The organism is Mycobacterium sp., from assembly GCF_050700595.1.
GTDB lineage: Bacteria > Actinomycetota > Actinomycetes > Mycobacteriales > Mycobacteriaceae > Mycobacterium.
Genome location: NZ_JBOHHI010000227.1, coordinates 1 through 20,913, shown reverse-complemented (window position 1 = coordinate 20,913; position 20,913 = coordinate 1). Strand labels below are relative to the sequence as shown.

The 20,913-nt window shown below is 65.0% G+C and carries 21 protein-coding genes and 1 pseudogene; 14 read left to right on the top strand and 8 right to left on the bottom strand.

The features are described 5' to 3' along the window. Positions 1-123 precede the first annotated feature (123 nt). Positions 124-1,764, bottom strand: a complete 1,641-nt coding sequence (locus ACRDTL_RS20565; protein WP_431508543.1) for an FAD-dependent monooxygenase — start codon at positions 1,762-1,764, stop codon at positions 124-126. 110 nt (positions 1,765-1,874) lie between these two features. On the opposite strand from ACRDTL_RS20565, the gene ACRDTL_RS20560 reads away from it, so the two are divergent. Further along, entirely contained in the window at positions 1,875-2,540 is a 666-nt protein-coding gene (locus tag ACRDTL_RS20560; RefSeq protein WP_431508542.1) for a TetR/AcrR family transcriptional regulator, read from the top strand. Here the strand turns inward: ACRDTL_RS20560 and ACRDTL_RS20555 are convergent. The 3 genes from ACRDTL_RS20555 to ACRDTL_RS20545 are packed head-to-tail and all read right to left on the bottom strand — an operon-like array spanning position 2,537 to position 4,543. After that, a complete protein-coding gene (locus ACRDTL_RS20555; protein ID WP_431508541.1) occupies positions 2,537-2,995 on the bottom strand; it encodes a nitroreductase family deazaflavin-dependent oxidoreductase in 459 nt (152 codons plus the stop codon). The genes ACRDTL_RS20560 and ACRDTL_RS20555 overlap by 4 nt on opposite strands. 10 nt (positions 2,996-3,005) lie before the next feature. Next, positions 3,006-3,383 (bottom strand): hypothetical protein, encoded by a 378-nt coding sequence (locus ACRDTL_RS20550; protein WP_431508540.1) that lies wholly within the window; start codon positions 3,381-3,383, stop codon positions 3,006-3,008. Next, the gene (locus ACRDTL_RS20545) at positions 3,383-4,543 is read right to left on the bottom strand and encodes a steroid 3-ketoacyl-CoA thiolase (RefSeq protein ID WP_431508539.1); all 1,161 of its coding nucleotides are present in this window, start codon (positions 4,541-4,543) and stop codon (positions 3,383-3,385) included. The genes ACRDTL_RS20550 and ACRDTL_RS20545 overlap by 1 nt, the downstream gene beginning before the upstream one ends. A gap of 118 nt (positions 4,544-4,661) precedes the next feature. On the opposite strand from ACRDTL_RS20545, the gene ACRDTL_RS20540 reads away from it, so the two are divergent. From ACRDTL_RS20540 to ACRDTL_RS20515, 6 genes are read left to right on the top strand one after another with little or no spacing between them, the layout of a single operon-like run. Beyond that, positions 4,662-5,915 carry a cytochrome P450 gene (locus ACRDTL_RS20540; protein WP_431508538.1) on the top strand — a complete coding sequence of 418 codons (1,254 nt, stop codon included), beginning with the start codon at positions 4,662-4,664 and terminating at the stop codon, positions 5,913-5,915. 29 nt (positions 5,916-5,944) lie between these two features. Next, the gene (locus tag ACRDTL_RS20535) at positions 5,945-6,958 is read left to right on the top strand and encodes an acyl-CoA dehydrogenase family protein (RefSeq protein ID WP_431508537.1); all 1,014 of its coding nucleotides are present in this window, start codon (positions 5,945-5,947) and stop codon (positions 6,956-6,958) included. Beyond that, on the top strand, positions 6,943-8,106 hold the full coding sequence (gene fadE29, locus ACRDTL_RS20530; RefSeq protein WP_431508536.1) for an acyl-CoA dehydrogenase FadE29: 1,164 nt from the start codon (positions 6,943-6,945) through the stop codon (positions 8,104-8,106). Before ACRDTL_RS20535 ends, fadE29 begins: the two co-directional genes overlap by 16 nt. Continuing rightward, positions 8,103-9,050 carry a bifunctional MaoC family dehydratase N-terminal/OB-fold nucleic acid binding domain-containing protein gene (locus ACRDTL_RS20525; RefSeq protein ID WP_431508535.1) on the top strand — a complete coding sequence of 316 codons (948 nt, stop codon included), beginning with the start codon at positions 8,103-8,105 and terminating at the stop codon, positions 9,048-9,050. The genes fadE29 and ACRDTL_RS20525 overlap by 4 nt, the downstream gene beginning before the upstream one ends. Next, positions 9,047-9,448, top strand: coding sequence for a MaoC family dehydratase (locus ACRDTL_RS20520; protein ID WP_431508534.1), 402 nt, complete (start codon positions 9,047-9,049; stop codon positions 9,446-9,448). Before ACRDTL_RS20525 ends, ACRDTL_RS20520 begins: the two co-directional genes overlap by 4 nt. Further along, positions 9,448-10,608, top strand: coding sequence for a lipid-transfer protein (locus ACRDTL_RS20515; protein WP_431508533.1), 1,161 nt, complete (start codon positions 9,448-9,450; stop codon positions 10,606-10,608). The genes ACRDTL_RS20520 and ACRDTL_RS20515 overlap by 1 nt, the downstream gene beginning before the upstream one ends. A gap of 90 nt (positions 10,609-10,698) precedes the next feature. On the opposite strand, the gene ACRDTL_RS20510 is transcribed toward ACRDTL_RS20515, so the two are convergent. Together ACRDTL_RS20510 and kstD are read right to left on the bottom strand one after the other, a co-directional pair. Next, positions 10,699-11,568: a MaoC/PaaZ C-terminal domain-containing protein gene (locus tag ACRDTL_RS20510; protein ID WP_431508532.1), complete on the bottom strand. Its 870-nt coding sequence runs from the start codon at positions 11,566-11,568 to the stop codon at positions 10,699-10,701. Between the two features lies 1 nt (position 11,569). Further along, entirely contained in the window at positions 11,570-13,252 is a 1,683-nt protein-coding gene (kstD, locus tag ACRDTL_RS20505; RefSeq protein WP_431508531.1) for a 3-oxosteroid 1-dehydrogenase, read from the bottom strand. Positions 13,253-13,324: 72 nt separating this feature from the next. Between kstD and ACRDTL_RS20500 the strand changes: the two genes are divergently transcribed. From ACRDTL_RS20500 to ACRDTL_RS20470, 7 genes are all read left to right on the top strand, one after another. After that, complete coding sequence (locus ACRDTL_RS20500) at positions 13,325-14,110, top strand: 2-keto-4-pentenoate hydratase (protein ID WP_431508530.1); 786 nt, start codon at positions 13,325-13,327, stop codon at positions 14,108-14,110. 13 nt (positions 14,111-14,123) lie between these two features. Continuing rightward, positions 14,124-15,038, top strand: a complete 915-nt coding sequence (locus tag ACRDTL_RS20495) for an acetaldehyde dehydrogenase (acetylating) (RefSeq protein ID WP_431508529.1) — start codon at positions 14,124-14,126, stop codon at positions 15,036-15,038. Further along, entirely contained in the window at positions 15,035-16,072 is a 1,038-nt protein-coding gene (dmpG, locus tag ACRDTL_RS20490) for a 4-hydroxy-2-oxovalerate aldolase (RefSeq protein WP_431508528.1), read from the top strand. The genes ACRDTL_RS20495 and dmpG overlap by 4 nt, the downstream gene beginning before the upstream one ends. A 65-nt stretch (positions 16,073-16,137) precedes the next feature. After that, entirely contained in the window at positions 16,138-16,440 is a 303-nt protein-coding gene (locus ACRDTL_RS20485; RefSeq protein ID WP_431508527.1) for a hypothetical protein, read from the top strand. An 88-nt stretch (positions 16,441-16,528) separates the two neighbouring features. Then, entirely contained in the window at positions 16,529-17,656 is a 1,128-nt protein-coding gene (locus ACRDTL_RS20480) for a hypothetical protein (RefSeq protein WP_431508526.1), read from the top strand. A gap of 2 nt (positions 17,657-17,658) precedes the next feature. Beyond that, positions 17,659-18,441 (top strand): SDR family oxidoreductase, encoded by a 783-nt coding sequence (locus tag ACRDTL_RS20475; RefSeq protein ID WP_431508525.1) that lies wholly within the window; start codon positions 17,659-17,661, stop codon positions 18,439-18,441. 106 nt (positions 18,442-18,547) lie between these two features. Continuing rightward, positions 18,548-19,693 carry a sulfotransferase family protein gene (locus ACRDTL_RS20470; RefSeq protein WP_431508524.1) on the top strand — a complete coding sequence of 382 codons (1,146 nt, stop codon included), beginning with the start codon at positions 18,548-18,550 and terminating at the stop codon, positions 19,691-19,693. An 8-nt stretch (positions 19,694-19,701) separates the two neighbouring features. Here ACRDTL_RS20470 and ACRDTL_RS20465 read toward each other — a convergent pair whose 3' ends face one another. Together ACRDTL_RS20465 and ACRDTL_RS20460 are read right to left on the bottom strand one after the other, a co-directional pair. Further along, entirely contained in the window at positions 19,702-20,160 is a 459-nt protein-coding gene (locus tag ACRDTL_RS20465) for a hypothetical protein (protein WP_431508523.1), read from the bottom strand. A gap of 30 nt (positions 20,161-20,190) precedes the next feature. After that, positions 20,191-20,913: pseudogene (locus ACRDTL_RS20460) on the bottom strand (3-ketosteroid-9-alpha-hydroxylase); the annotation flags it as partial.

The window sequence follows — 20,913 nt, the reverse complement described above, 5'->3', positions numbered from 1 at the left end:
ACTGCGCCCGCGCCAACCTCTCCAAGGTGTCGCGCTCACCGGCGGTCAACGGCAACGGCGCTGCTGGTGCACTCATGAGACAAGGATACCGAACAACACCTTGATTATTTGCGAGACACACCACTAGATTTTGGAATGCGTTAGCGCCAAACCGATGGTGTGCTCCAGGTAGGTTCGCAGGAGCCATTCGGCGGTGCCGCGAAATCCCACGTAACCATCGGGCCGGATGAGCACCAGGGCGTCCCGGGGCACGACATACTGTCGTGCGGTGCGTCCGCGGGGGTCCACAAGGGTTCGCATCAGCTCGGGCCGGCCGGCGTCCGGTGGCACGATGGCGCAGACGTTGACCAGATTCGGGTAGTCGTCGGCGACTCGTCGGGCGGCGTCAATCTGGCTGGGGCCGAAGGCGAGCAGCGTGAAGGCCGGTCCTCGGTACACGTCGAATAGCCGCACCGGCAGCCCGGTCGCCGCGTCGGGCAGTGTGGCGTCGGGCGCCCGGTCGCCTGCTGCGAGCCCCTTTCTGTTGCCGGGCATGGCTTCTTGGCTCAGGGGCTGGCCACGATAGGTGATGTCGGTCTGATCCACGAACCGCAGCATGCGGTCGGCCACCCCACGAACGTTGGTCAGCGGCAGCAGCAGGCTTCGGCGCAGCAGCCGCATCGCCGGCCGTGAGCTTGGGACCAGCATTCTAGTTGCCGACTGATTGGCCGCCATCAATTTGCGGGCCACCTCGTGGCGCTCTTCGTGGTAGCTGTCCAAGAGCTGCGTGGACGCCCGCTCCGCGCAAACCAGCCCAAGCTTCCAGCCGAGGTTATAGGCGTCTTGGATTCCGGTGTTGGCGCCGAGTCCGCCTGCCGGAGAGTGAATATGGGCAGCGTCGCCGGCCAGGAACACCCGTCCGACGCGATGCCGGTCGACCATGCCGTGGTTGTCGCGATACATCGCGGCCCATGTGCAGTCGGAAAGGCGTACACCCGGAACGGGGCAATACCGATCGAGCAGCATCTGGAACAGCTCGAGCGAGGGCTCAGGGAACTCCACACCGGGCTCCTCGATGAGACTGGCTTGAAACTGCCAGATATCGCTGGACGGCAGCGGCGTCAGGGCGACCATCTGGCCGTCCTTGGCTGTCCACATTCGGGCGTGACTGCGGTCCAGTCCGGCGACCTTCACATCGCCGGCCAGAAACGCGAAGCCGGGCACGGTGGTGACGTCGAACCGTACGCCCAGGTCGCGGCGCACCGTGCTGTGAGCGCCATCGCAGCCGACAAGGTAGGCCGCCCGTACCCGGTGATCCTCCTGCCGATCGGCGCTGCGCAGCACCGCCGTGACGCCATCGTCATCTTGTTCCAGTCCGACCAACTCCTCGCCGCGCTCCACGGTCACACCGGCTCCATCGAGGGTGGCGCGCAAGGCATCCTCTACCGGCGGGGTGGCGATGGTGAGCTGGGTCGGGTACGGCACGCCGGGACGCGGGCGGTCGGTGCGCCGGGTCCAGAAGTCCAAACCGATGCGGCCGGCCTCATAATCGCGCAACGGCGCATCGGTGCGTCCTTTGGCCAGCACCGCGTCGAGCATTCCGAGGTCCTCGAAGACCTCCAGGGAGCGGGGTTGGAAACCCTTGGCACGTGAAGACGTCAGCGGCTGTGGGGCCTTGTCGACGATGCGGAAACCGACGTTGTAGCGCGCCAGGACACAGGCCAGTGTCAATCCGGTGGAGCGCGCGCCGACGATGAGGACCTGGGTGTCGATGGGGTGGTTCATGTCGGTGGTCCTTTACCTCGAATTTAGGATAGAACGGTTCCGTTTCGTCCCTACGGTAGCTTGTCGGCGGTTGGAATGCAACCGTTCCGTCGTGTTGTATGATCGAGCCCATGAGCACCTCGGCCATCAAGCGGTCTCCGGCGGGAGCGGCGCTGCTGCAGGAAAGCATCACCGAGGCCATCGCGGAGGCGCTGCTCGCAGAGTTGGCGGCGACCGGCTACGCGCGCACATCGATGGAGGCGATCGCCCGGCGGGCAAAAGTCGGCAAGGCCGCGCTGTATCGGCGCTGGCCCTGCAAGGACGCGATGTTGATCGACCTGCTCGGGCAGATTGTTCGCGATAACGTGCTCCCGGCGCCCGATACCGGGTCGCTACACGGCGATCTCTCCGAGTTCCTTGCCGGCCTGTCTCGCCAGCTGAGCAATCCGCTCGTGGCCGCCATTGGGCCCGGCTTGCTGGCCGAGATGGCCAACCGGTCCGAACTAGGTGACCAACTGCTCGAGGTTGTCAGGCAACCGCGCATCGCCGTCGCGACGACCATCCTGCAAAAGGCGATCGACCGAGGTGAGCTGCCCAAGGACCTGCACACCGACGTCGCCTTCGACCTTATCGCTGGGCCGTTGGCGATGCGCCTGCTGATCCTGGGCGGCGCAGCCGACGATTACCTGCCTGCCCTCGTTTCCGCCGTCGAGGCGGCATTACGTTCGGCTCGCCGGCCCGCGCGGCCTGAGCGTAGAGCGCGGAAGCGGCAGAAGACCGTGGACGCCCCCGGTTAGTTCGCGCAGACGACGACCGGGATGGTCCGGTCCGTCCAGGACTGGTAGTCGTCGTAGGAGGGATACATTTTCACCAACTGCGGCCAGTACTTGGCGCGCTCTTCGTCGGTGGCATCCCGCGCGCTGAGCTCGAGCACCTCTTTTTTGATCTGCACCGACACCGTCGGGTTGGCCTTGAGGTTGAGGTACCACATCGGGTTCGTCGCGGCGCCGCCCTTCGACGCGGCCACGACGACGCGATCGCCGTCGCGCAGGAAGTACAGCGGACTGACTCGCGGCTGCCCGCTCTTGCGGCCGGTGGTGGTCAGTAGCGCGACGGGGATCTTCTGGAACGTGCCGCCAAGTCCCTCCCCACCGCCACGGCGGTACATAAAGGTGTTGACGCGTGACATCCATTTGATGAAGAAATCGGTCGATGGCGAATTCAAAAATCGCGGTGGTGATTTCGGCGACATGTCAGGCATCCTAGGTTCGCTGAACAAACGGGTGGAATCGAACCCTGATGTGGTGGATCTTCCCGTCGATCGCCGGGATCACGAAAGTCTCGTCGACCCGTGCAGCGACCTGCCGTCCCCCCAGGCTCGGCTTGGTCATCACGTTGTACACCGCTCGGATCTCGTCGCCGGACACGGTGTACTCCGGTGTGGTGGTCGCCGCGATGATCCGGTACTGGAGGCCGCGATTCAAGCTGCGCCGCAGGTGATTTCCGGAAAACCCGGTCCGCACGCCCTGCTCGACGCGCACACAGTCCGGCGCGAACGGAACCGAGTCCCCATCATGGCTGACCAACGCATCGATATAGGCCCGCGCCGCAGCGATGCGGTCGGCCTCTGCAACGGCCACTAGATCCGCTCGATGATGGTGCCGCCCCACAGGGCGCCGCCGGCGCACATGGTGATCAGTGCGGTGTGCTGGTCGGTGCGCTCCAGTTCGTGCAGCGCGGTGGTGATCAGCCGGCTGCCGGTGCAGCCCACCGGGTGGCCCAACGCGATCGCGCCGCCGTTGACGTTGACCCGGGCCATATCGGGGTTGTGCACCCGTGCCCAGGACAGCACCACCGACGCGAAGGCCTCGTTGATCTCGACCAGGTCGATGTCGCCGATCTTCATGCCGGCTTTCTCCAGCACCTTCGCGGTGGACTGCACCGGGCCGTCCAGGTGGTAGTAGGGCTCGGCGCCGACCAGCGCCTGGCTGACGATCCGGGCTCGCGGCTTTAAACCGATGGCCCTGGCTTTATCTTCATCCATCCACAGCACGGCCGCCGCGCCATCGGAGATCTGCGACGATGTGCCCGCGGTGTGAATGCCGCCCTCGAGCACCGGCTTGAGCTGGCTCAACCCTTCCAAGGTGGTGTCGCGCAGTCCCTGGTCGCGGGAGACCATGTGCCGCTCGCTGGTGGGTTGTTTCTGCTCGTCGAGCACCGGCGCCTCGATCGGTGAGATCTCCCGGTCGAAGCGGCCTTCGTCCCAGGCCTGCTTGGCGCGCAGTTGGGACTGGAGCCCGAATGCGTCGATGTCGTCGCGGGTGATGCCGCGCCGTTTGGCGATGCGTTCGGCGGCCTCGAACTGGTTGGGCATGTCGATGTCCCACGACGCTGCGCGCCAGTTGTGGTCGGGGCCGGCGTTGGCGCCCAGGCCGACGCGGCTCATCGCCTCGATACCGCAGGCGATGCCGATGTCGATGGCCCCGGTGGCGATCAGCCCGGCGATCAGGTGGTTGGCTTGTTGTCCGCTGCTGCACTGGCAGTCGACGGTGGTGGCGCCGACGTGCTCGGGCAGTCCCGCCGTCAGCCAGGCCGTGCGGCTGATGTTGTTGGACTGCTCGGCGTATTGAGTCACGCAGCCGCCGATGACCTGTTCGACGTCGCCGGCATCGATGCCGGCCTTCGCCACGAGCGCCTTTTGCACGGCGCCCAGCAGTTCGGTGGCATGCAGTCCTGAGAGCCAGCCGTTGCGTTTGCCGATCGGGCTGCGGGTGGCTTCGACGATTACCGGGTTACCCATGAGGTCAGGCTAGAACACGTTTCATTACCCTGACAAGCGAGGATGCATCGGTGCCTTTTGTCTGCGGTGGGGCCATGTTTTACTGGCACTAGAACACGTTGTAACGAGGAGCTCAGACATGCCAACCCCCAATCTGCCCGCAGGGTTCGACTTCCTGAACCCTGACATTAACGCGAAGGGCCTGCCGGTCGAGGAATTCGCTGAGCTGCGCCGCGCGGCGCCGATCTACTGGGTCGAGCAAGCTCCCGGCAAGGGCGGCGGCTTCAACGACGGCGGCTATTGGGCGATCACCAAACACAAGGATGTCAAGGAGGTGTCACTGCGCAGCGATGTCTTCTCCAGCTACGAGAACTGCGTGATCCCGCGGTTCAACGATGACATCGAGCGCGAGAACATCGAGGTTCAGCGGTTCGTGATGCTCAACATGGACGCGCCACACCACACCCGGCTGCGTCGGATCATCTCCCGTGGCTTCACGCCGCGCGCCATCGAGCGGCTTCGCGGGGAGCTCAGCGAGCGGGCACAAAAGATCGTCAAGGCGGCCGCGGCGAACGGCTACGGCGACTTTGTCGAGCAGGTGTCCTGCGAGTTGCCGCTGCAGGCCATCGCCGAGCTGCTCGGGGTGCCGCAGGAAGATCGCGACAAGCTGTTCCGCTGGTCCAATGAGATGACCGGCAGCGAAGACCCCGAATACGCCGACGTCGACCCGCAGGCGTCGTCGGTCGAGCTGATCACCTACGCCATGCAACTGGCCGCCGCCAAGGCGGAAAATCCCGGTGAGGACATCGTCACCACGTTGATCAACGCCGACATCGACGGCGAGAAGCTCTCCGATGACGAGTTCGGGTTCTTCGTGGTGATGCTGGCGGTGGCCGGCAATGAGACCACCCGCAACTCGATTACCCACGGGATGATCGCGTTCGCCGAGCATCCCGATCAGTGGGAGCTGTTCACAAAGGAACGGCCGGAGACTGCCGCCGACGAAATCGTCCGGTGGGCAACCCCGGTCAGCTGCTTCCAACGGACCGCGCTGGAGGACTACGAACTGTCCGGCGTGCAGATCGAAAAGGGCCAGCGGGTGGTGATGTTCTACCGCTCCGCCAACTTTGACGAGGAGGAGTTCGACGATCCGTTCACCTTCAACATCCTGCGAGACCCCAACCCCCACGTCGGATTCGGCGGGACCGGGGCGCACTACTGCATCGGCACCCACCTGGCCAGGATGACGATCAACCTGATCTTCAACGCGGTCGCCGATCACGTGCCGGACCTCACGCCGATCTCCACACCCGAGCGGCTACGGTCGGGGTGGCTCAACGGCATCAGGCACTGGCAGGTGGACTACACCGGCAAATGTCCGGTGGCGCACTAGAGTCCCCGATCGAGTCGAGGAGAATTCGGGTGGATTTCACGCCGGACCCGGCGCAGCAGGCTGTCGCCGACGTGGTCACGTCGGTGCTGTACCGGGACAACACCTGGGAGGCGCTGGTCGCCGGCGGGGTAACCGCGCTGGTGGTGCCGGAACGCCTCGGTGGCGACGGAGTCGGCCTGCCCGAGGTCGCAACGGCACTGACCGAAATCGGGCGCCACGGTTTCGTCGGCCCGGCGTTGGCGACGCTCGGCCTCGGTGCGGTGCCGGTGCTGGACCTGGCTTCTGACGACCAGCAGGATCGCTACCTGGCCGGGCTGGCCAAAGGATCGGTGCTCACCGCCGCACTCAACGAACCCGGCACCGCACTGCCGGAGCGGCCCGTCACCACCGTCGTCGGGGGCCGGCTGTCGGGCACCAAAATCGGTGTCGGCTATGCCGAACAAGCGGATTGGATCGTCGTCACGGCCGACAGTGCCGTCGTCGTGGTATCACCCAAGGCCGACGGCGTGCAGCTGACCAAGACGCCGACATCCAACGGATCCGACGAGTACGTGGTGACGTTCTCCGACGTCGAGGTCGACGGTGTGCTGGACGGGGCGACCGCCCACCGCGTCAACGAACTGGCGCTCGCGATGATCGGCGCGTATGCGGCCGGCCTGGTCGCCGGCGCACTCCGGTTGACCGCTGACTACGTAGCCAACAGACACCAGTTTGGCAAACCGCTGTCCACCTTCCAGACGGTGGCCGCGCAGCTCGCCGAGGTCTACATCGCCTCTCGAACAATCACTTTGGCGTCGATATCGGTCGTCTGGCGGCTGGCCGAGGGCCGTGACGCCGACGACGACCTCGACGTGCTGGGCTACTGGGTGGCATCGCAGGCACCGCCGGTGATGCAGATCTGCCACCACCTGCACGGTGGGATGGGGATGGACATCACCTACCCGATGCCGCGGTACTACTCCACGATCACAGACCTGACCCGGCTGCTGGGCGGGCCGTCGCACCGCCTGGATCTGGTAGGAGCGCAATGTTCATCGATCTGACGCCGGAGCAGCGACAGCTGCAAGCCGAGCTACGGCAATACTTTTCGAACCTCATTTCCTCAGACGAAGCTAAAGCGATGGAGTCTGACCGGCACAACGATGCTTATCGCGCGGTGATCCGGCGGATGGGTCGGGACGGCAAGCTCGGTGTTGGCTGGCCGAAGGAGTTCGGCGGGCACGGTTTCGGTCCGATCGAGCAGCAGATCTTCGTCAACGAAGCCCATCGGGCCGACGTGCCGTTGCCGGCGGTGACGCTGCAGACCGTCGGTCCCACCCTGCAGGTGTTCGGCAGTGAGATGCAGAAGAAGAAGTTCCTGCCGGCGATCCTGGCCGGTGAGGTACACTTCGCGATCGGCTACACCGAGCCGGAGGCGGGCACCGACCTTGCATCGCTGCGTACCACCGCGATCCGGCACGGCGACGAGTACATCGTGAACGGGCAGAAGATCTTCACCACCGGCGCCCACGATGCCGACTACATCTGGCTGGCGTGTCGCACCGACCCGGAAGCGGTGAAGCACAAGGGGATTTCGATTCTGATCGTCGACACGAAGGATCCCGGCTACTCCTGGACGCCGCTCATCCTGTCCGACGGCGCCCACCACACCAACACGACGTATTACAACGACGTCCATGTGCCGGCGGACATGCTGGTCGGTGAGGAGAACGGTGGATGGCGGCTGATCACCACCCAGCTCAACAACGAGCGGGTGATGCTCGGCCCGGCCGGCCGGTTTGCCGCCATCTACGACCGGGTGCACGGGTGGGCGTCCAAGCCGGGTGCCGACGGCGTCACCCCGATCGGTCACGAGGACGTCAAGCGAGCACTTGGCGAGATCCACTCGATCTGGCGGATCAACGAATTGCTCAACTGGCAGGTGGCGGCGGCTGGCGAGACGATCAACGTGGCCGACGCCGCGGCAACGAAAGTATTTGGCACCGAGCGGGTTCAGTACGTCGGCCGGCTCGCCGAGGAGATCGTCGGCAAGTACGGTGATCCTTCTGAAGAGGATACGGCCGGACTGCTCAACTGGCTGGACTCCCAGACCAAGCGCAATCTGGTGATCACGTTCGGCGGCGGCGTGAACGAAGTGATGCGCGAGATGATCGCCGCGTCGGGTCTGAAGGTGCCGAGGGTGCCGCGATGAGTGATTTCCGGGCGGCCGTCGAACAAGTCAAGGCGGCGGGGAAGAGCAAGCCGCACGCGGGCCGTGATCCGGTGAACCGGCCGATGATTCACCACTGGGTCGACGCGATGGGCGACAACAACCCGATCTACGTCGACGAGGCGGCGGCTCGGGGCGCCGGGCATCCCGGGATCGTCGCGCCTCCGGCGATGATCCAGGTCTGGACGATGATGGGACTGGGCGGGGTCCGCCCGGACGACGACCCGTTGGGTCGTATCATCACGTTGTTCGACGAGGCCGGTTACGTCGGGGTTGTCGCGACCAACTGCGAACAGACCTACCACCGGTATCTGCGGCCGGGGGAAGAGGTGAGTGTCAGCGCCGAGCTCACCGACGTGATCGGTCCCAAGCAGACCGCGCTGGGCGAAGGCTATTTCATCAACCAGCACATCAGCTGGCAGGTGGGTGATGAGGACGTCGCCGAAATGAATTGGCGCATCCTCAAATTCCAGCCCCGGGAGGCGGACCAGCCCGGCCTGCCGGACGACCTCGATCCGGTGAACATGATGCGCCCATCGTCGTCGAAGGACACCGAATTCTTTTGGGACGGCGTCAAAGCGCACGAACTGCGGATCCAGAAGCGCGCAGACGGGTCTCTGCAGCACCCGCCCGTACCCGCGGTGTGGCAGGACAAACAAGCCCCGACCGACTACGTGGTGTCCAGCGGCAAAGGCACCGTGTTCAGTTTCGTGGTGCATCACGCCCCCAAGGTGCCCGGGCGGACGCTGCCATTCGTCGTCGCGCTGGTCGAACTCGAGGACGGAGTTCGGATGCTCGGTGAGTTGCGCGGTGTCGACCCGGCGAGTGTGGAGATCGGGATGCCGGTTCGTGCAACATATCTTGATTTCCCCGAAAGTGAGTCCGGACTGGCCTGGACGCTGTACGCCTGGGAGGCGGACGCATGAGCGCGCCGGTTGTCGAGGTCGGCACTGTATTGCCTGAGTTGAAGCTGTACGGGGATCCGACGTTCATCGTGTCGACGGCCCTGGCCACCCGGGACTTCCAGGATGTCCACCATGACCGGGACAAGGCGCAGGCCAAGGGGTCCAAGGATATCTTCGTCAACATCCTCACCGACACCGGCCTGGTGCAGCGGTACATCACCGACTGGGCGGGCCCGTCGGCCATCATCAAGTCGATCGGATTGCGGCTGGGCGTGCCGTGGTACGCCTATGACACGGTGACGTTTTCCGGCGAGGTGACCGAAATCGAGGACGGCGTGGTGACGGTGAAAGTCATGGGCCACAACAGCCTTGGCGATCACGTGATCGCGACCGCCACGCTGACGATCGGAAGCGCGTGATGTTGTCCGGTCGAGCCGCGATCGTCGGGATCGGCGCCACGGACTTCTCCAAGGACTCCGGCCGCAGCGAGCTGCGACTGGCGGCCGAAGCGGTGGCCGAGGCCCTCGATGACGCCGGACTGACCCCGGCCGACGTTGACGGGCTGACCACGTTCACGATGGACACCAATACCGAGGTGGCCGTCGCCCGTGCAGCCGGCATCGGTGAGCTCAAGTTTTTCGCCAAGATCCACTACGGCGGCGGCGCCGCCTGCGCGACCATCCAGCAGGCGGCGATGGCCGTCGCGACCGGGATCGCCGACGTCGTGGTGGCCTACCGCGCGTTCAACGAACGCTCCGGCATGCGCTTCGGTCAGGTGCAGACCCGGCTGTCCGAGAACGCCGACTCCACCGGGGTGGACAATTCGTTCTCCTACCCGCATGGCCTCTCCACGCCGGCTGCGCAGGTTGCGATGATCGCCAAACGCTACATGCACCTGTCCGGTGCGACCAGCCGGGACTTCGGTGCGATCTCGGTGGCCGACCGCAAACACGCTGCCAAGAACCCGAAGGCGTACTTCTACGAAAAGCCGATAACCATTGAGGACCACCAGAATTCGAGGTGGATCGCCGAGCCGTTGCGGTTGCTGGACTGCTGTCAGGAAACCGACGGCGCGGTTGCGATCGTGGTGACCTCGGTCGAGCGGGCGAAGAACCTCAAGCGCCGGCCGGCGATCATCGAAGCCGCGGCGCAGGGCTCCAGCCCCGACCAGTACACGATGGTCAGTTACTACCGACCCGAACTCGACGGTCTGCCCGAGATGGGACTCGTCGGCAAGCAGTTGTGGGCGCAATCCGGACTGAAGCCGACCGACATCCAGACCGCGATTCTCTACGACCACTTCACTCCTTTCACGCTGATCCAGTTGGAGGAGTTGGGATTCTGCGGTTGGGGTGAGGCGAAAGACTTCATCGCGGACGGAGCGATCGAGATCGGCGGCCGGTTGCCGATCAACACCCACGGCGGCCAACTCGGCGAGGCCTACATCCACGGCATGAATGGCATTGCCGAGGGAGTACGGCAATTACGGGGCACCTCGGTGAACCCGGTGCCGAATGTCGAACACGTCCTGGTGACGGCCGGCACCGGCGTGCCCACGTCCGGCCTGATCTTGGGCTAAGTTCCGTTCCCGCGCGAGCGTGCACGTCCCCGGTCGACACGCCCCGCCGATACACGTTTTTGCGCACGCTCGCGGCGGGTGTGCCCACCGCTACGCCGGCACTAACTCCACGCCGCTGAGGACGGTCGCGTTCTCGCGCGAAGGCGCGACAACGCTGGCCAGCAACCGGCCGTCCTCCTTCCAGACGTCCACCTTCAAGGTCTCGCCCGGGAACGCCACCCCGGCGAACCGTGCGCCGTACGAGCCGACGGCGGAGACGTCGGCGTCCAGCAGCGCGTCGACGATCGCCTTGCACGTCATGCCGTAGGTGCACAGGCCATGCAGGATAGGCCGCGGAAACCCTGCAGCAGCAGCGAATTCGGGATCCGAGTGCAAGGGATTACGGTCGCCACACAGCCGGTATAGCAGCGCCTGCTGCGGCGACACCGGGATGTCGAGTTCGACGTCCGGCGCCCGATCCGGTGCGGCGACCGACGACCCGCTCCCTGAAGGCCCGCGCTCACCGCCGAAGCCGCCTTCGCCGCGGGCGAAGATCGACCGGCGCTGCGTCCACAGCGGGGTGCCGTCGGCGCCGGTCACCGAAGTCTCGAGCACAACCACCGCGGCCTTACCCTTATCCCAAATCTCGACGATCCGGCTGATGGCGCGGGCGCTGCCGGACGGCGGCAGCGGTGCGGGCACGGTCACCTGCTCGGACGCGTGCAGCACCTTGGCCAGGTCGATCTCGACGCCGGGCCAGCTGACCTTTGGCGGTTCGATCTCGTTGAACGACGCCGCGACACAGCCGAACGTCGGCAGTACCTGCGGGTTACGGTCGACCACGTAGCTCAGCTCACGCGGGTCCAGCGGGTCCGCGCCGGCACCCAGCGCCAGGTTGTAGAGCTGCACATTGGTGGCGGTCCAAGAGAATTCGACCGCCCCGAACTCGGTGCCCAGCGCGACGTCCAAATCGATCGGCATCTCAGGCCTCCCCGGCCAGGTGCAGCGCCGCCACATAGCCGAATGTCATTGCCGGGCCGATGGTGCCGCCCGGGCCCGGGTACGTATGTCCCATCACCGGGGCGCTGACGTTGCCCGCCGCGTACAGACCTTCGATCACGCTATCGTCGTCGCGCAGTGCGCGCCCGTGCACGTCGGTGCGGATGCCGCCCTTGGTGCCCAGATCGCCCGGTACCATCTTGGCCGCGTAATACGGGGCGCGCTTGATCTCGCCGAGGTTCGGGTTCGGCTTGTTGGTCGGGTCGCCGTAATACCTGTCGTAGGCACTTTCGCCGCGGTGGTAATCCTCGTCGGTGCCCGAACGTGCGAAGTCGTTGAACCGCTCCACCGTTGTGGTGAACTCGTCGACAGGCAGGCCGGCCTTGGTAGCCAGCTCCTCGAGCGAGCGGGCCTCGATGATCACGCCGGAATCCATCCACTTGCGCGGAATGCGTTGCCCCGGCTGTAACCCCGCGAAGATGTAACGATTGCGGTACTGCTGATCGAACACCAGCCACGCCGGGATGTTCTCACCGGGTCCCGGGCCCTGGCCGTATTCACCGCCGTACATGTGGTGGCAGGCCTCGACGTAAGGCATGGATTCGTTCATGAATCGCTTTCCCGACATGTTGACGATGATGGACCCGGGCGAGTTGCGCTCGGACAGCGCGAACCACGGCGCGCCCACCAGTGGAACGGTCGGCCCCCACCAGGCATCCTCCATGATGTCAAGTGCCGCGCCGAGCGTTTCGGCGGCGATGATGCCGTCACCAGTGTTGGCCACCGCGCCGACGGTCCACTCGGTGGTGATCGGCGCCCGCTGGTACTTGACTCGCATCTGTTCGTTGTGCTCGAAGCCGCCGCAGGCCAGGATCACGCCCTTCCGGGCCCGAAGAAGCTGTGGCTCAGCAGTTTCCGACGCACTCGTATCGCGGACATACACCCCGTGCACGACGCCGTTCTCGATGTGGAGGTCCGTGAGTGCCGTGTGTAGCCGGACCGGGACGCCCGCCTGCCGCAGGCCGATTCGCAGCGGGCCGATGAGCGCACGGCCCATGCCGACCAGGTTCTTTCCAGTCGCCTTCGCCCAGATGGTGCGGGCGCCGACCTTCAGGCTGCGCAGCACACCGCGGGGGTGACGTTTGAGCTGGTTCAATCGCACGTAATCCTGCTGCATCACAACGACGTTGAGTGGGACCTTGCCGTACGGCGGCTCCAGCCCGGGCAGGTCGGGCCCAAGCTTGCGGGCATTGAACGGCTTCGGTTCGACAGAGCGGCCGGCCGGACGCCCGCCGGGGGCTTCCGGGTAGTAGTCGGAGTAACCCGGCACCCAGCACATCTTCAACGGCGTGTGCTCGAGCACGAACGACAGCATCTCCGGCCCGCGCTCCAGGTAGGTGTCAATGCGTTCCGACTCGACGATGTCGCCGATGATTCCGTGCAAATAGGTGCGGGCCGCTTCCGGGGTGTCGGCGACACCATCGCGCTGGAGAACCTCGTTGTTGGGAATCCAGACGCCGCCACCGGAGCGCGCGGTGGAACCGCCGTAGTGCGCGGCCTTCTCGATGACTATTGTCGAGAGACCACGGTGAGCAGCAGCGAGGGCGGCAACCATGCCTGCGCCTCCGCTGCCGACTACGACGACGTCGTACTCCTGAGCTGTCATGTAGAACACGTTATAGAATTGCCCTGGCTGGGCGCTACCGGCCCGGTCACACCAACGAGGGGACTTCGGTCGATGATCCCGGTTGCCACCCGTGATGTGCTCGCCGCCGACTTGGCGCAGGCCGAACGGAGCCGTCAGCCTATCGCGCCGCTGACGGCTGCGCACCCGGAGATCGACGTCGTCGACGCCTACCAGATTCAGCTGATCAACATCCGTCAGCGGGTGGCCGAGGGCGCCCGGGTGGTCGGGCACAAGGTGGGGCTGTCGTCTGAGGCGATGCAGCAGATGATGGGGGTGGACGAGCCGGACTACGGCCATTTGCTCGACGAGATGCAAGTCTTCGAAAACAAGCCGGTCACCACGGCGAATTATCTGTATCCGCGGGTCGAGGTCGAGGTGGGTTTCATCCTGTCCGAAGACCTGCCCGGCGCGGAATGTACCGAGGACGACGTGCTCAAGGCGACGGCCGCCTTCGTCCCGTCGATCGAGTTGATCGACACCCGGATCACCGACTGGAAGATCGCGTTGTGCGACACCATCGCCGACAACGCGTCCTCGGCGGGCTTCGTCCTCGGCGAGGCACGGGTACCGCCTACCGACGTCGACATCACCGCGATCGACGCCGCGCTGACGTGCAACGGTGAGGTGGTGGCCAAGGGCCGCAGCGACGCGGTATTGGGCAATCCGGTCACCGCGGTGGCCTGGCTGGCCCGCAAGGTGGAAAGCTTTGGGGTGCGGCTGCTGGCCGGCGATATCGTGTTACCGGGCTCATGTACCCGGGCAATCGACGCCCACCCGGGCGACAACTTCGTCGCCGAGTTCGCCGGCCTCGGGTCCGTTCGTTTGTCGTTCGAGTAAAGAGGAAGCAAAGATGGCGTCCAAGGCGAGCGTGGCCATTGTCGGGTCGGGCAATATCAGCACCGACCTGCTGTACAAATTGCTGCGGTCGGAGTGGCTCGAGCCGCGCTGGATGGTGGGCATCGATCCGGACAGCGAAGGCTTGGCGCGCGCGCGCAAGCTCGGTCTGGAGACCAGCCATGAAGGGGTCGACTGGCTGCTGGCACAGTCCGAGAAACCGGACCTGTTGTTCGAGGCGACCAGTGCTTACGTGCACAAGGCGGCCGCCCCGAAATACGCCGAAGCCGGCATCCGGGCCATCGACTTGACGCCGGCCGCAGTCGGGCCGGCGGTGATCCCACCGGCGAACCTGCGGGAGCACCTCGACGCTCCGAACGTCAACATGATCACGTGCGGCGGTCAGGCAACGATCCCGATGGTGTACGCGGTGTCGCGGGTGGTGACGGTGCCCTACGCCGAGATCGTGGCGTCGGTGGCGAGCGTGTCGGCCGGGCCGGGCACCCGGGCCAACATCGACGAGTTCACCAAGACCACCGCCAAGGGCGTGGAGACCATCGGCGGCGCGCAGCGCGGCAAGGCGATCATCATCCTCAACCCGGCCGATCCGCCGATGATCATGCGCGACACCATCTTCTGCGCGATTCCCGAGGACGCCGACCGTGACGCGATCGCGCAATCCATCCGCGAAGTGGTCGCCGAGGTGCAGACCTATGTGCCCGGTTACCGGCTGCTCAACGAGCCGCAGTTCGACGACCCGTCGATGAATTCCGGCGGTCAGGCGGTGGTCACCACGTTCGTCGAGGTCGAGGGCGCCGGGGATTACCTGCCGCCGTATGCGGGCAACCTCGACATCATGACCGCGGCGGCCACCAAGGTTGGCGAGGAGATCGCCAAAGAGACGCTGTCAGTTGCGGGAGGCACGCGATGAGTGACATTTGGGACGTCCGAATCACCGACACGTCGCTGCGCGACGGGTCGCACCACAAACGGCATCAATTCACCAAAGACGAAGTCGGCGCCATTGTTGCGGCTATCGACGCCGCCGGTGTGCCGGTGATCGAGGTGACGCACGGCGATGGTCTGGGTGGGTCGTCGTTCAACTACGGCTTTTCCAAGACGCCCGAGCAAGAACTGATCAAATTGGCCGCCCAAACGGCAAAAGAGGCCAGGATCGCCTTTCTGATGCTGCCCGGTGTGGGCACCAAAGAGGACATCAAGGAAGCGCAGAACAATGGCGGCTCGATCTGCCGGATCGCCACCCACTGCACCGAAGCAGACGTGTCCATCCAGCACTTCGGACTGGCCCGCGAGCTCGGCCTGGAAACCGTCGGGTTCTTGATGATGGCCCATACCATTCCGCCGGAGAAACTGGCCGCCCAGGCCCGCATCATGGCCGACGCCGGCTGCCAGTGCGTGTACGTCGTCGACTCCGCCGGCGCGCTGGTCTTGGAGGGGGTGCGTGATCGGGTCGCTGCGCTGGTGGCGGAGCTCGGCGACGACGTGCAGGTCGGCTTTCACGGGCATGAGAACCTCGGCCTGGGAGTGGCCAACTCGGTGGAGGCGGTCCGGGCGGGGGCCAAGCAGATCGACGGGTCGGTGCGGCGATTCGGCGCCGGGGCGGGCAACGCGCCGGTCGAAGCCCTGATCGGGGTCTTCGACAAGATCGGCGTCAAGACCGGCATCGACTTCTTCGACATCGCCGACGCCGCCGAGGACGTCGTGCGCCCGGCGATGCCGGCCGAATGCCTGCTCGACCGCAACGCGCTGGTGATGGGGTACTCCGGGGTGTACTCCAGCTTCCTCAAGCACGCCGTCCGGCAATCCGAGCGCTACGGCGTGCCCGCCCACGAGCTGCTGCACCGGGCCGGCCAGCGCAAACTCATCGGCGGCCAGGAGGACCAGCTCATCGACATCGCGCTGGAAATCAAGCGCGAACAAGCCGGCGGCGCGGTCTCGCGCTGACCTGCGGCTTCCTGGGGAACGGCACCCACAGGCAAGGCAAAGGTAGCGCGAGTAACCTGGCCCGCATGAGCACATCCAAGACAGCCGGCCCTCGTCGCCGCGGGCTGTACGGCCTGCTCGCCGGGGGGCTACTAACTGCGACCGCGGCGACGGTGATCGCGCTCCCCGTGGCCAACGCGGATCCCCCGTGCAATCAGACTGTCGGTAATTCCATCGACCAGTATCTGCAACGGCATCCTGACCTCCATGCGCAGCTGCAGGCCAAGTCGCAGGCGGAGGGCGGCAACGGCAACGTCATCGACTACCTGAACCGGCATCCGGATGTGCGGCAGCATCTGATCGATCTGTCGCAGCAGTGCGCACCATAGTGAGTCGGCCTCGTTTTTGAACGCCGGGGCCGACACCTCGGAATGTTCGCCCATTGACGAAAACTAGAACACGTTCTAGCGTCTAGACGTGTTCTCCCAGCCGCTCACCGAGGCGATCGCCGAGGCCGAGGAACTCGTTGCCACCGCACCGCACATCGAGACCGAAGCCGACTTACTCGAAGGATTGCAGTATCTAGCCGGCGGCGTCGCAGCTTGCACGCATCTGGCATTCAACTACGACCGGGACCATCCCTTCTTCCTCAGTGGCACGGGACCCTTCACGAAGATGGGCCTGGACAATCCGGACACCATGTACTTCGGCACACGCGTGCAGGCAGGCTACGAGTACGTGGTGTCCGGAGTACGTGGCACCACCACTGATCTGAGCTTCCAACTCTTGGGCGGTGAGTACACCGACCAAGGCGTGCCGGTGAGCGAGGCTGCATTCGACGACCGGGAACTAGACATCGCCGAGGACGGCAGCTTCGAATGGCGTTTCACACCCAAAAGCCCTGCCCAGCTCGTCGTGCGCGAGGTGTACGGAGACTGGTCGCAACGCCGCGGCAGCATCGTGATCCGTCGTGAGGACACTGCGGGCACCCCACCGCCGCCACTGACCCGGGCAGCCATCGAGAAGCGTTACGCCACAGCAGGAAAGCAGTTGGTCAACCGGGTAAAGACCTGGCTGCAGTTCCCGCAGTGGTTCTATCTCAACATCCCGGTCAACACGATGGTCGCCCCACGGCTCACGCCCGGTGGGCTGACGACGCAGTACTCGTCGGCCGGCCATTTCGACCTGCGGCCCGATCAGGCGCTGCTCATCACGCTACCGGTGACCGATGCACCCTACCTCGGCTTCCAGTTGGGCAGCATGTGGTACATCTCGCTGGACTACATCAACCACCAGACATCGCTGAACGCGACTCAGGCCCAAGCGGATCCAGATGGCAAGATCCGCATCGTCGTCGCCGACCAGAATCCCGGCGTCACCAACTGGGTCGAGACGCTGGGACACCGGCGCGGCTTCCTGCAGTTCCGCTGGCAGCGGGTGTCCCGGGCGCTCACCGATGCCGACGGGCCCGGCGTCGAACTCGTCGACTTCAACGCTGTCCCGGCCGCGCTGCCGTACCACGAGCACAACAAGGTTTCCGACGATGGCTGGCGCGCGCGGATTGCTCAGCGCCAGAACCAAATCGCCAACAGAATGCTGGGGTAGTCATGGCCGAAATGCTCGACGGCAAGGTAGTGGTAATCAGCGGTGTCGGCCCCGCGCTGGGCAGCACGCTGGCGCGGAGATGCGCCCAGAACGGTGCCGACCTGGTGCTGGCGGCTCGCACCGCCGAACGTCTCGACGACGTCGCCAAGCAGATCACCGACACCGGACGGCGCGCGGTGGCGGTCGCGACCGATATCACCGACGACGGCCAGGTGAAAAATCTCGTCGACTCCACGCTGGCGGCCTACGGCAAGGTTGACGTGCTGATCAACAATGCGTTCCGGGTGCCGTCGATGAAACCGTTGGCCAGCACCACGTTTCAGCATATCCGGGATGCCATCGAGCTGACGGTGCTAGGGGCGCTGCGGCTCATCCAGGGTTTCACGCCGGCGTTGGCCGAGGCGAAAGGCTCGGTCGTAAACGTCAACTCGATGGTGATCCGGCACTCGCAGGCGAAATACGGTGCCTACAAGATGGCCAAGTCCGCGCTGCTGGCGATGTCGCAATCGCTGGCCACCGAGCTCGGTGAGCAAGGAATCCGCGTCAACTCCGTTGCACCCGGCTATATCTGGGGTGACACGCTGAAAGGTTACTTCGAGCACCAGGCCGGCAAACACGGTACGGCGGTGGAGCAGATCTACGCCGCCACTGCCGCTAATTCCGACCTCAAGCGGTTGCCCACCGAAGACGAGGTGGCGTCGGCAATCCTTTTTTTGGCCAGCGACCTGTCCAGCGGTATCACCGGTCAGACCCTTGACGTCAACTGCGGGGAGTACAAGGCCTGATGACCGCCGCCGACGATGCAGTGGGCCCCCGCGGAAGCTGGGGACGGAGCGATGTGGGGGCACCCCCAGCCGCGCAGCGGCGAGGGGGCGAGGAGGCGGTGCAATCATGACAGAGCGCACCGACGTCGGCACGGTCGACGGCCTGCACGCCTCGGCCACCAAGCTGACCGGGCTGGACGATTTCGGCAGCGACGACGACAACTACCGCGAAGCACTGGGCGTGCTGCTCGACTCCTATCAACGCGAAGCGGACCTGACACCGTTGGGCAGCAAGATGAACCGGTTCTTCCTGCGCGGTGCGCTGGTGGCCCGGCTGTTGTCGCAGGCCGCGTGGAAGCAGTATCCCGAACACGCCGACGTCGCAATCGAACGGCCGATCTTCGTCACCGGCTTGGTGCGCACCGGCACCACCGCACTGCACCGGTTACTGGGCGCCGACCCGGTGCACCAAGGCCTGCAGATGTGGCTCGCCGAGTACCCGCAGCCCCGCCCGCCACGCGAAACCTGGGAATCCGACCCGATCCATCGCGAAATCGATGCGCGATTCACCCAGCACCACAACGAAAACCCCGACTACACCGGCCTGCACTTCATGGCCGCCGACGAACTCGAGGAGTGCTGGCAGCTGCTACGGCAATCATTCCATTCGGTGTCCTACGAGACGCTGGCGCACCTGCCCAGCTACGCGAAGTGGCTGTCGGGGCAGGATTGGCGTCCGGCATATCAACGGCACCGCAAGAACCTTCAGCTGATCGGCCTGCGCGACGCCGGCAAACGGTGGGTGCTCAAGAACCCCAGCCACTTGTTCGCGCTGGACGCGCTGATGGCCGCCTATCCCGACGCGCTGGTCGTGCAAACTCACCGCCCGGTCGAGACGATCATGGCGTCGATGTGCTCGCTGGCGCAGCACACCGCCGAGGGGTGGTCGAATACCTACGTGGGGGCGCAGATCGGATATGACTCGATGGAAACCTGGTCGCGCGGGCTGGAGCGGTTCAATACCGCACGTGCCAAATACAATCCGGATCAGTTCTACGACGTGGACTACGTCGATTTCATCGCCGATCCGATCGGGACCGTGGAAGGGATCTACCGTCACCTCGGGGTGGCGCTCACCGACGAAGCGCGAGCCGCCATGGAACGCAGCCACGCCGAAAGCCAGACCGGACCGCGGGCGCCGAAACACAGCTATTCGCTGGCCGACTACGGGCTCACCGCCGAGTCGGTCAAGGAGCGCTTCGCCGGGCTGTAACAGCGAATTTAACCGTCCCCGGGAGGCGATGCGGTGGATACCGCGTCCAAACAACCCTCGGCGACCGCGTGTTCGATGCTATCGGCCAGCTTTGGACAGGATTTCGTGCGTGCGCTGTCCCCGCCGGTTGCCCTGACTTCGGCGAAATAAGCGCAGCGCTGCGACGCGTCGGTGTTCCACTGCACCGCGGTGTGACCGGGTCCGAGCTTCTTGACGTTGACGGTGACGTGGCAAAACCGGCAGTCCACCGGCGCCAGGCCCGACGTCAGGTAGCGGTCGCGATCAGCCTGGGTGGTCTCGCGCACCGCGGCCGCACGCTGCGGATCGTCGACGAAAGCCGGTGCTCTGGGCCGAGATCCGGGATGGCGGTCAGTCGCAGCCGGGTGTGGATCGTCGTGGACGCCGTGTATCGCGAGCATCGACCGAGCCAGCTGGTCGACGTCGGGCGGCTTGTCGCGCGGGCTCATCATGACCCCTTCAATTTATGACCCCTTCAATCATGAAACCTGAGTGGGCTGTCCTTCGGACTCGGCTTGCCGCTTCAGGTTCTCCTCGACCTCGGCGTTCCACTTCGTGTTGGCGACGGTGGTGTCCACCTCGATCTCGAAGCGGTCGGTCATATCGGACGTCACGTCGGCGACGTCTACATAGAACTGCTGATACCAGCGCCGCATCTGGTAGACGGCGCCGTCCTCCTCGACCAGCAGCGGGTTGTCGATGCGGGTCTTGTGCTTCCAGATCTCGACATCCTGCAAAAAGCCCTTGCTCACACCGTCGGTCATCGCATCCGCGAGCTTGTCGGTCGTCTCGTCGTCCATGCCCTTGGGCTTCTCGACGATCACTCCCCACTGCAGCACGAACTTGTCCTGGGTCACCGGGTAGTGGCAGTTGATCAGGATCGACTCGGCCTTGTAGTCGCCGTAGGTGTTGTGCAGCCAGTTGATCATGAACGACGGCCCGAAGTAGCTCGCCTCCGAATCCAGGTGGGCTTCGCCGTAGGTGGTGCCCATGTCGTCGACGTCGGGGCGGCCGACATTGTGCAGGTACTGCGAGGCGATGTGGCCCTCGAACACATTCTTGAAATACGTCGGCAGACCGAAATGGATGTAGAAGAAGTGGGCAAAGTCGGTGACGTTGTCGATGATGTCGCGACAGTTGGAATTGATCTCCATGCTGTTCCACCGCCAGTCGGTCCACTCACCGCCGGACCACTCCGGGAT

What these genes read in the sequence shown, in the direction of transcription:
- ACRDTL_RS20565 (WP_431508543.1), bottom strand. Translation starts at nt 1,764, where the DNA reads ATGAACCACCCCATCGACACCCAGGTCCTCATCGTCGGCGCGCGCTCC.
- ACRDTL_RS20560 (WP_431508542.1), top strand. Translation starts at nt 1,875, where the DNA reads ATGAGCACCTCGGCCATCAAGCGGTCTCCGGCGGGAGCGGCGCTGCTG.
- ACRDTL_RS20555 (WP_431508541.1), bottom strand. Translation starts at nt 2,995, where the DNA reads ATGTCGCCGAAATCACCACCGCGATTTTTGAATTCGCCATCGACCGAT.
- ACRDTL_RS20545 (WP_431508539.1), bottom strand. Translation starts at nt 4,543, where the DNA reads ATGGGTAACCCGGTAATCGTCGAAGCCACCCGCAGCCCGATCGGCAAA.
- ACRDTL_RS20540 (WP_431508538.1), top strand. Translation starts at nt 4,662, where the DNA reads ATGCCAACCCCCAATCTGCCCGCAGGGTTCGACTTCCTGAACCCTGAC.
- fadE29 (WP_431508536.1), top strand. Translation starts at nt 6,943, where the DNA reads ATGTTCATCGATCTGACGCCGGAGCAGCGACAGCTGCAAGCCGAGCTA.
- ACRDTL_RS20525 (WP_431508535.1), top strand. Translation starts at nt 8,103, where the DNA reads ATGAGTGATTTCCGGGCGGCCGTCGAACAAGTCAAGGCGGCGGGGAAG.
- ACRDTL_RS20520 (WP_431508534.1), top strand. Translation starts at nt 9,047, where the DNA reads ATGAGCGCGCCGGTTGTCGAGGTCGGCACTGTATTGCCTGAGTTGAAG.
- ACRDTL_RS20515 (WP_431508533.1), top strand. Translation starts at nt 9,448, where the DNA reads ATGTTGTCCGGTCGAGCCGCGATCGTCGGGATCGGCGCCACGGACTTC.
- ACRDTL_RS20510 (WP_431508532.1), bottom strand. Translation starts at nt 11,568, where the DNA reads ATGCCGATCGATTTGGACGTCGCGCTGGGCACCGAGTTCGGGGCGGTC.
- kstD (WP_431508531.1), bottom strand. Translation starts at nt 13,252, where the DNA reads ATGACAGCTCAGGAGTACGACGTCGTCGTAGTCGGCAGCGGAGGCGCA.
- ACRDTL_RS20500 (WP_431508530.1), top strand. Translation starts at nt 13,325, where the DNA reads ATGATCCCGGTTGCCACCCGTGATGTGCTCGCCGCCGACTTGGCGCAG.
- ACRDTL_RS20495 (WP_431508529.1), top strand. Translation starts at nt 14,124, where the DNA reads ATGGCGTCCAAGGCGAGCGTGGCCATTGTCGGGTCGGGCAATATCAGC.
- dmpG (WP_431508528.1), top strand. Translation starts at nt 15,035, where the DNA reads ATGAGTGACATTTGGGACGTCCGAATCACCGACACGTCGCTGCGCGAC.
- ACRDTL_RS20485 (WP_431508527.1), top strand. Translation starts at nt 16,138, where the DNA reads ATGAGCACATCCAAGACAGCCGGCCCTCGTCGCCGCGGGCTGTACGGC.
- ACRDTL_RS20475 (WP_431508525.1), top strand. Translation starts at nt 17,659, where the DNA reads ATGGCCGAAATGCTCGACGGCAAGGTAGTGGTAATCAGCGGTGTCGGC.
- ACRDTL_RS20470 (WP_431508524.1), top strand. Translation starts at nt 18,548, where the DNA reads ATGACAGAGCGCACCGACGTCGGCACGGTCGACGGCCTGCACGCCTCG.
- ACRDTL_RS20465 (WP_431508523.1), bottom strand. Translation starts at nt 20,160, where the DNA reads ATGAGCCCGCGCGACAAGCCGCCCGACGTCGACCAGCTGGCTCGGTCG.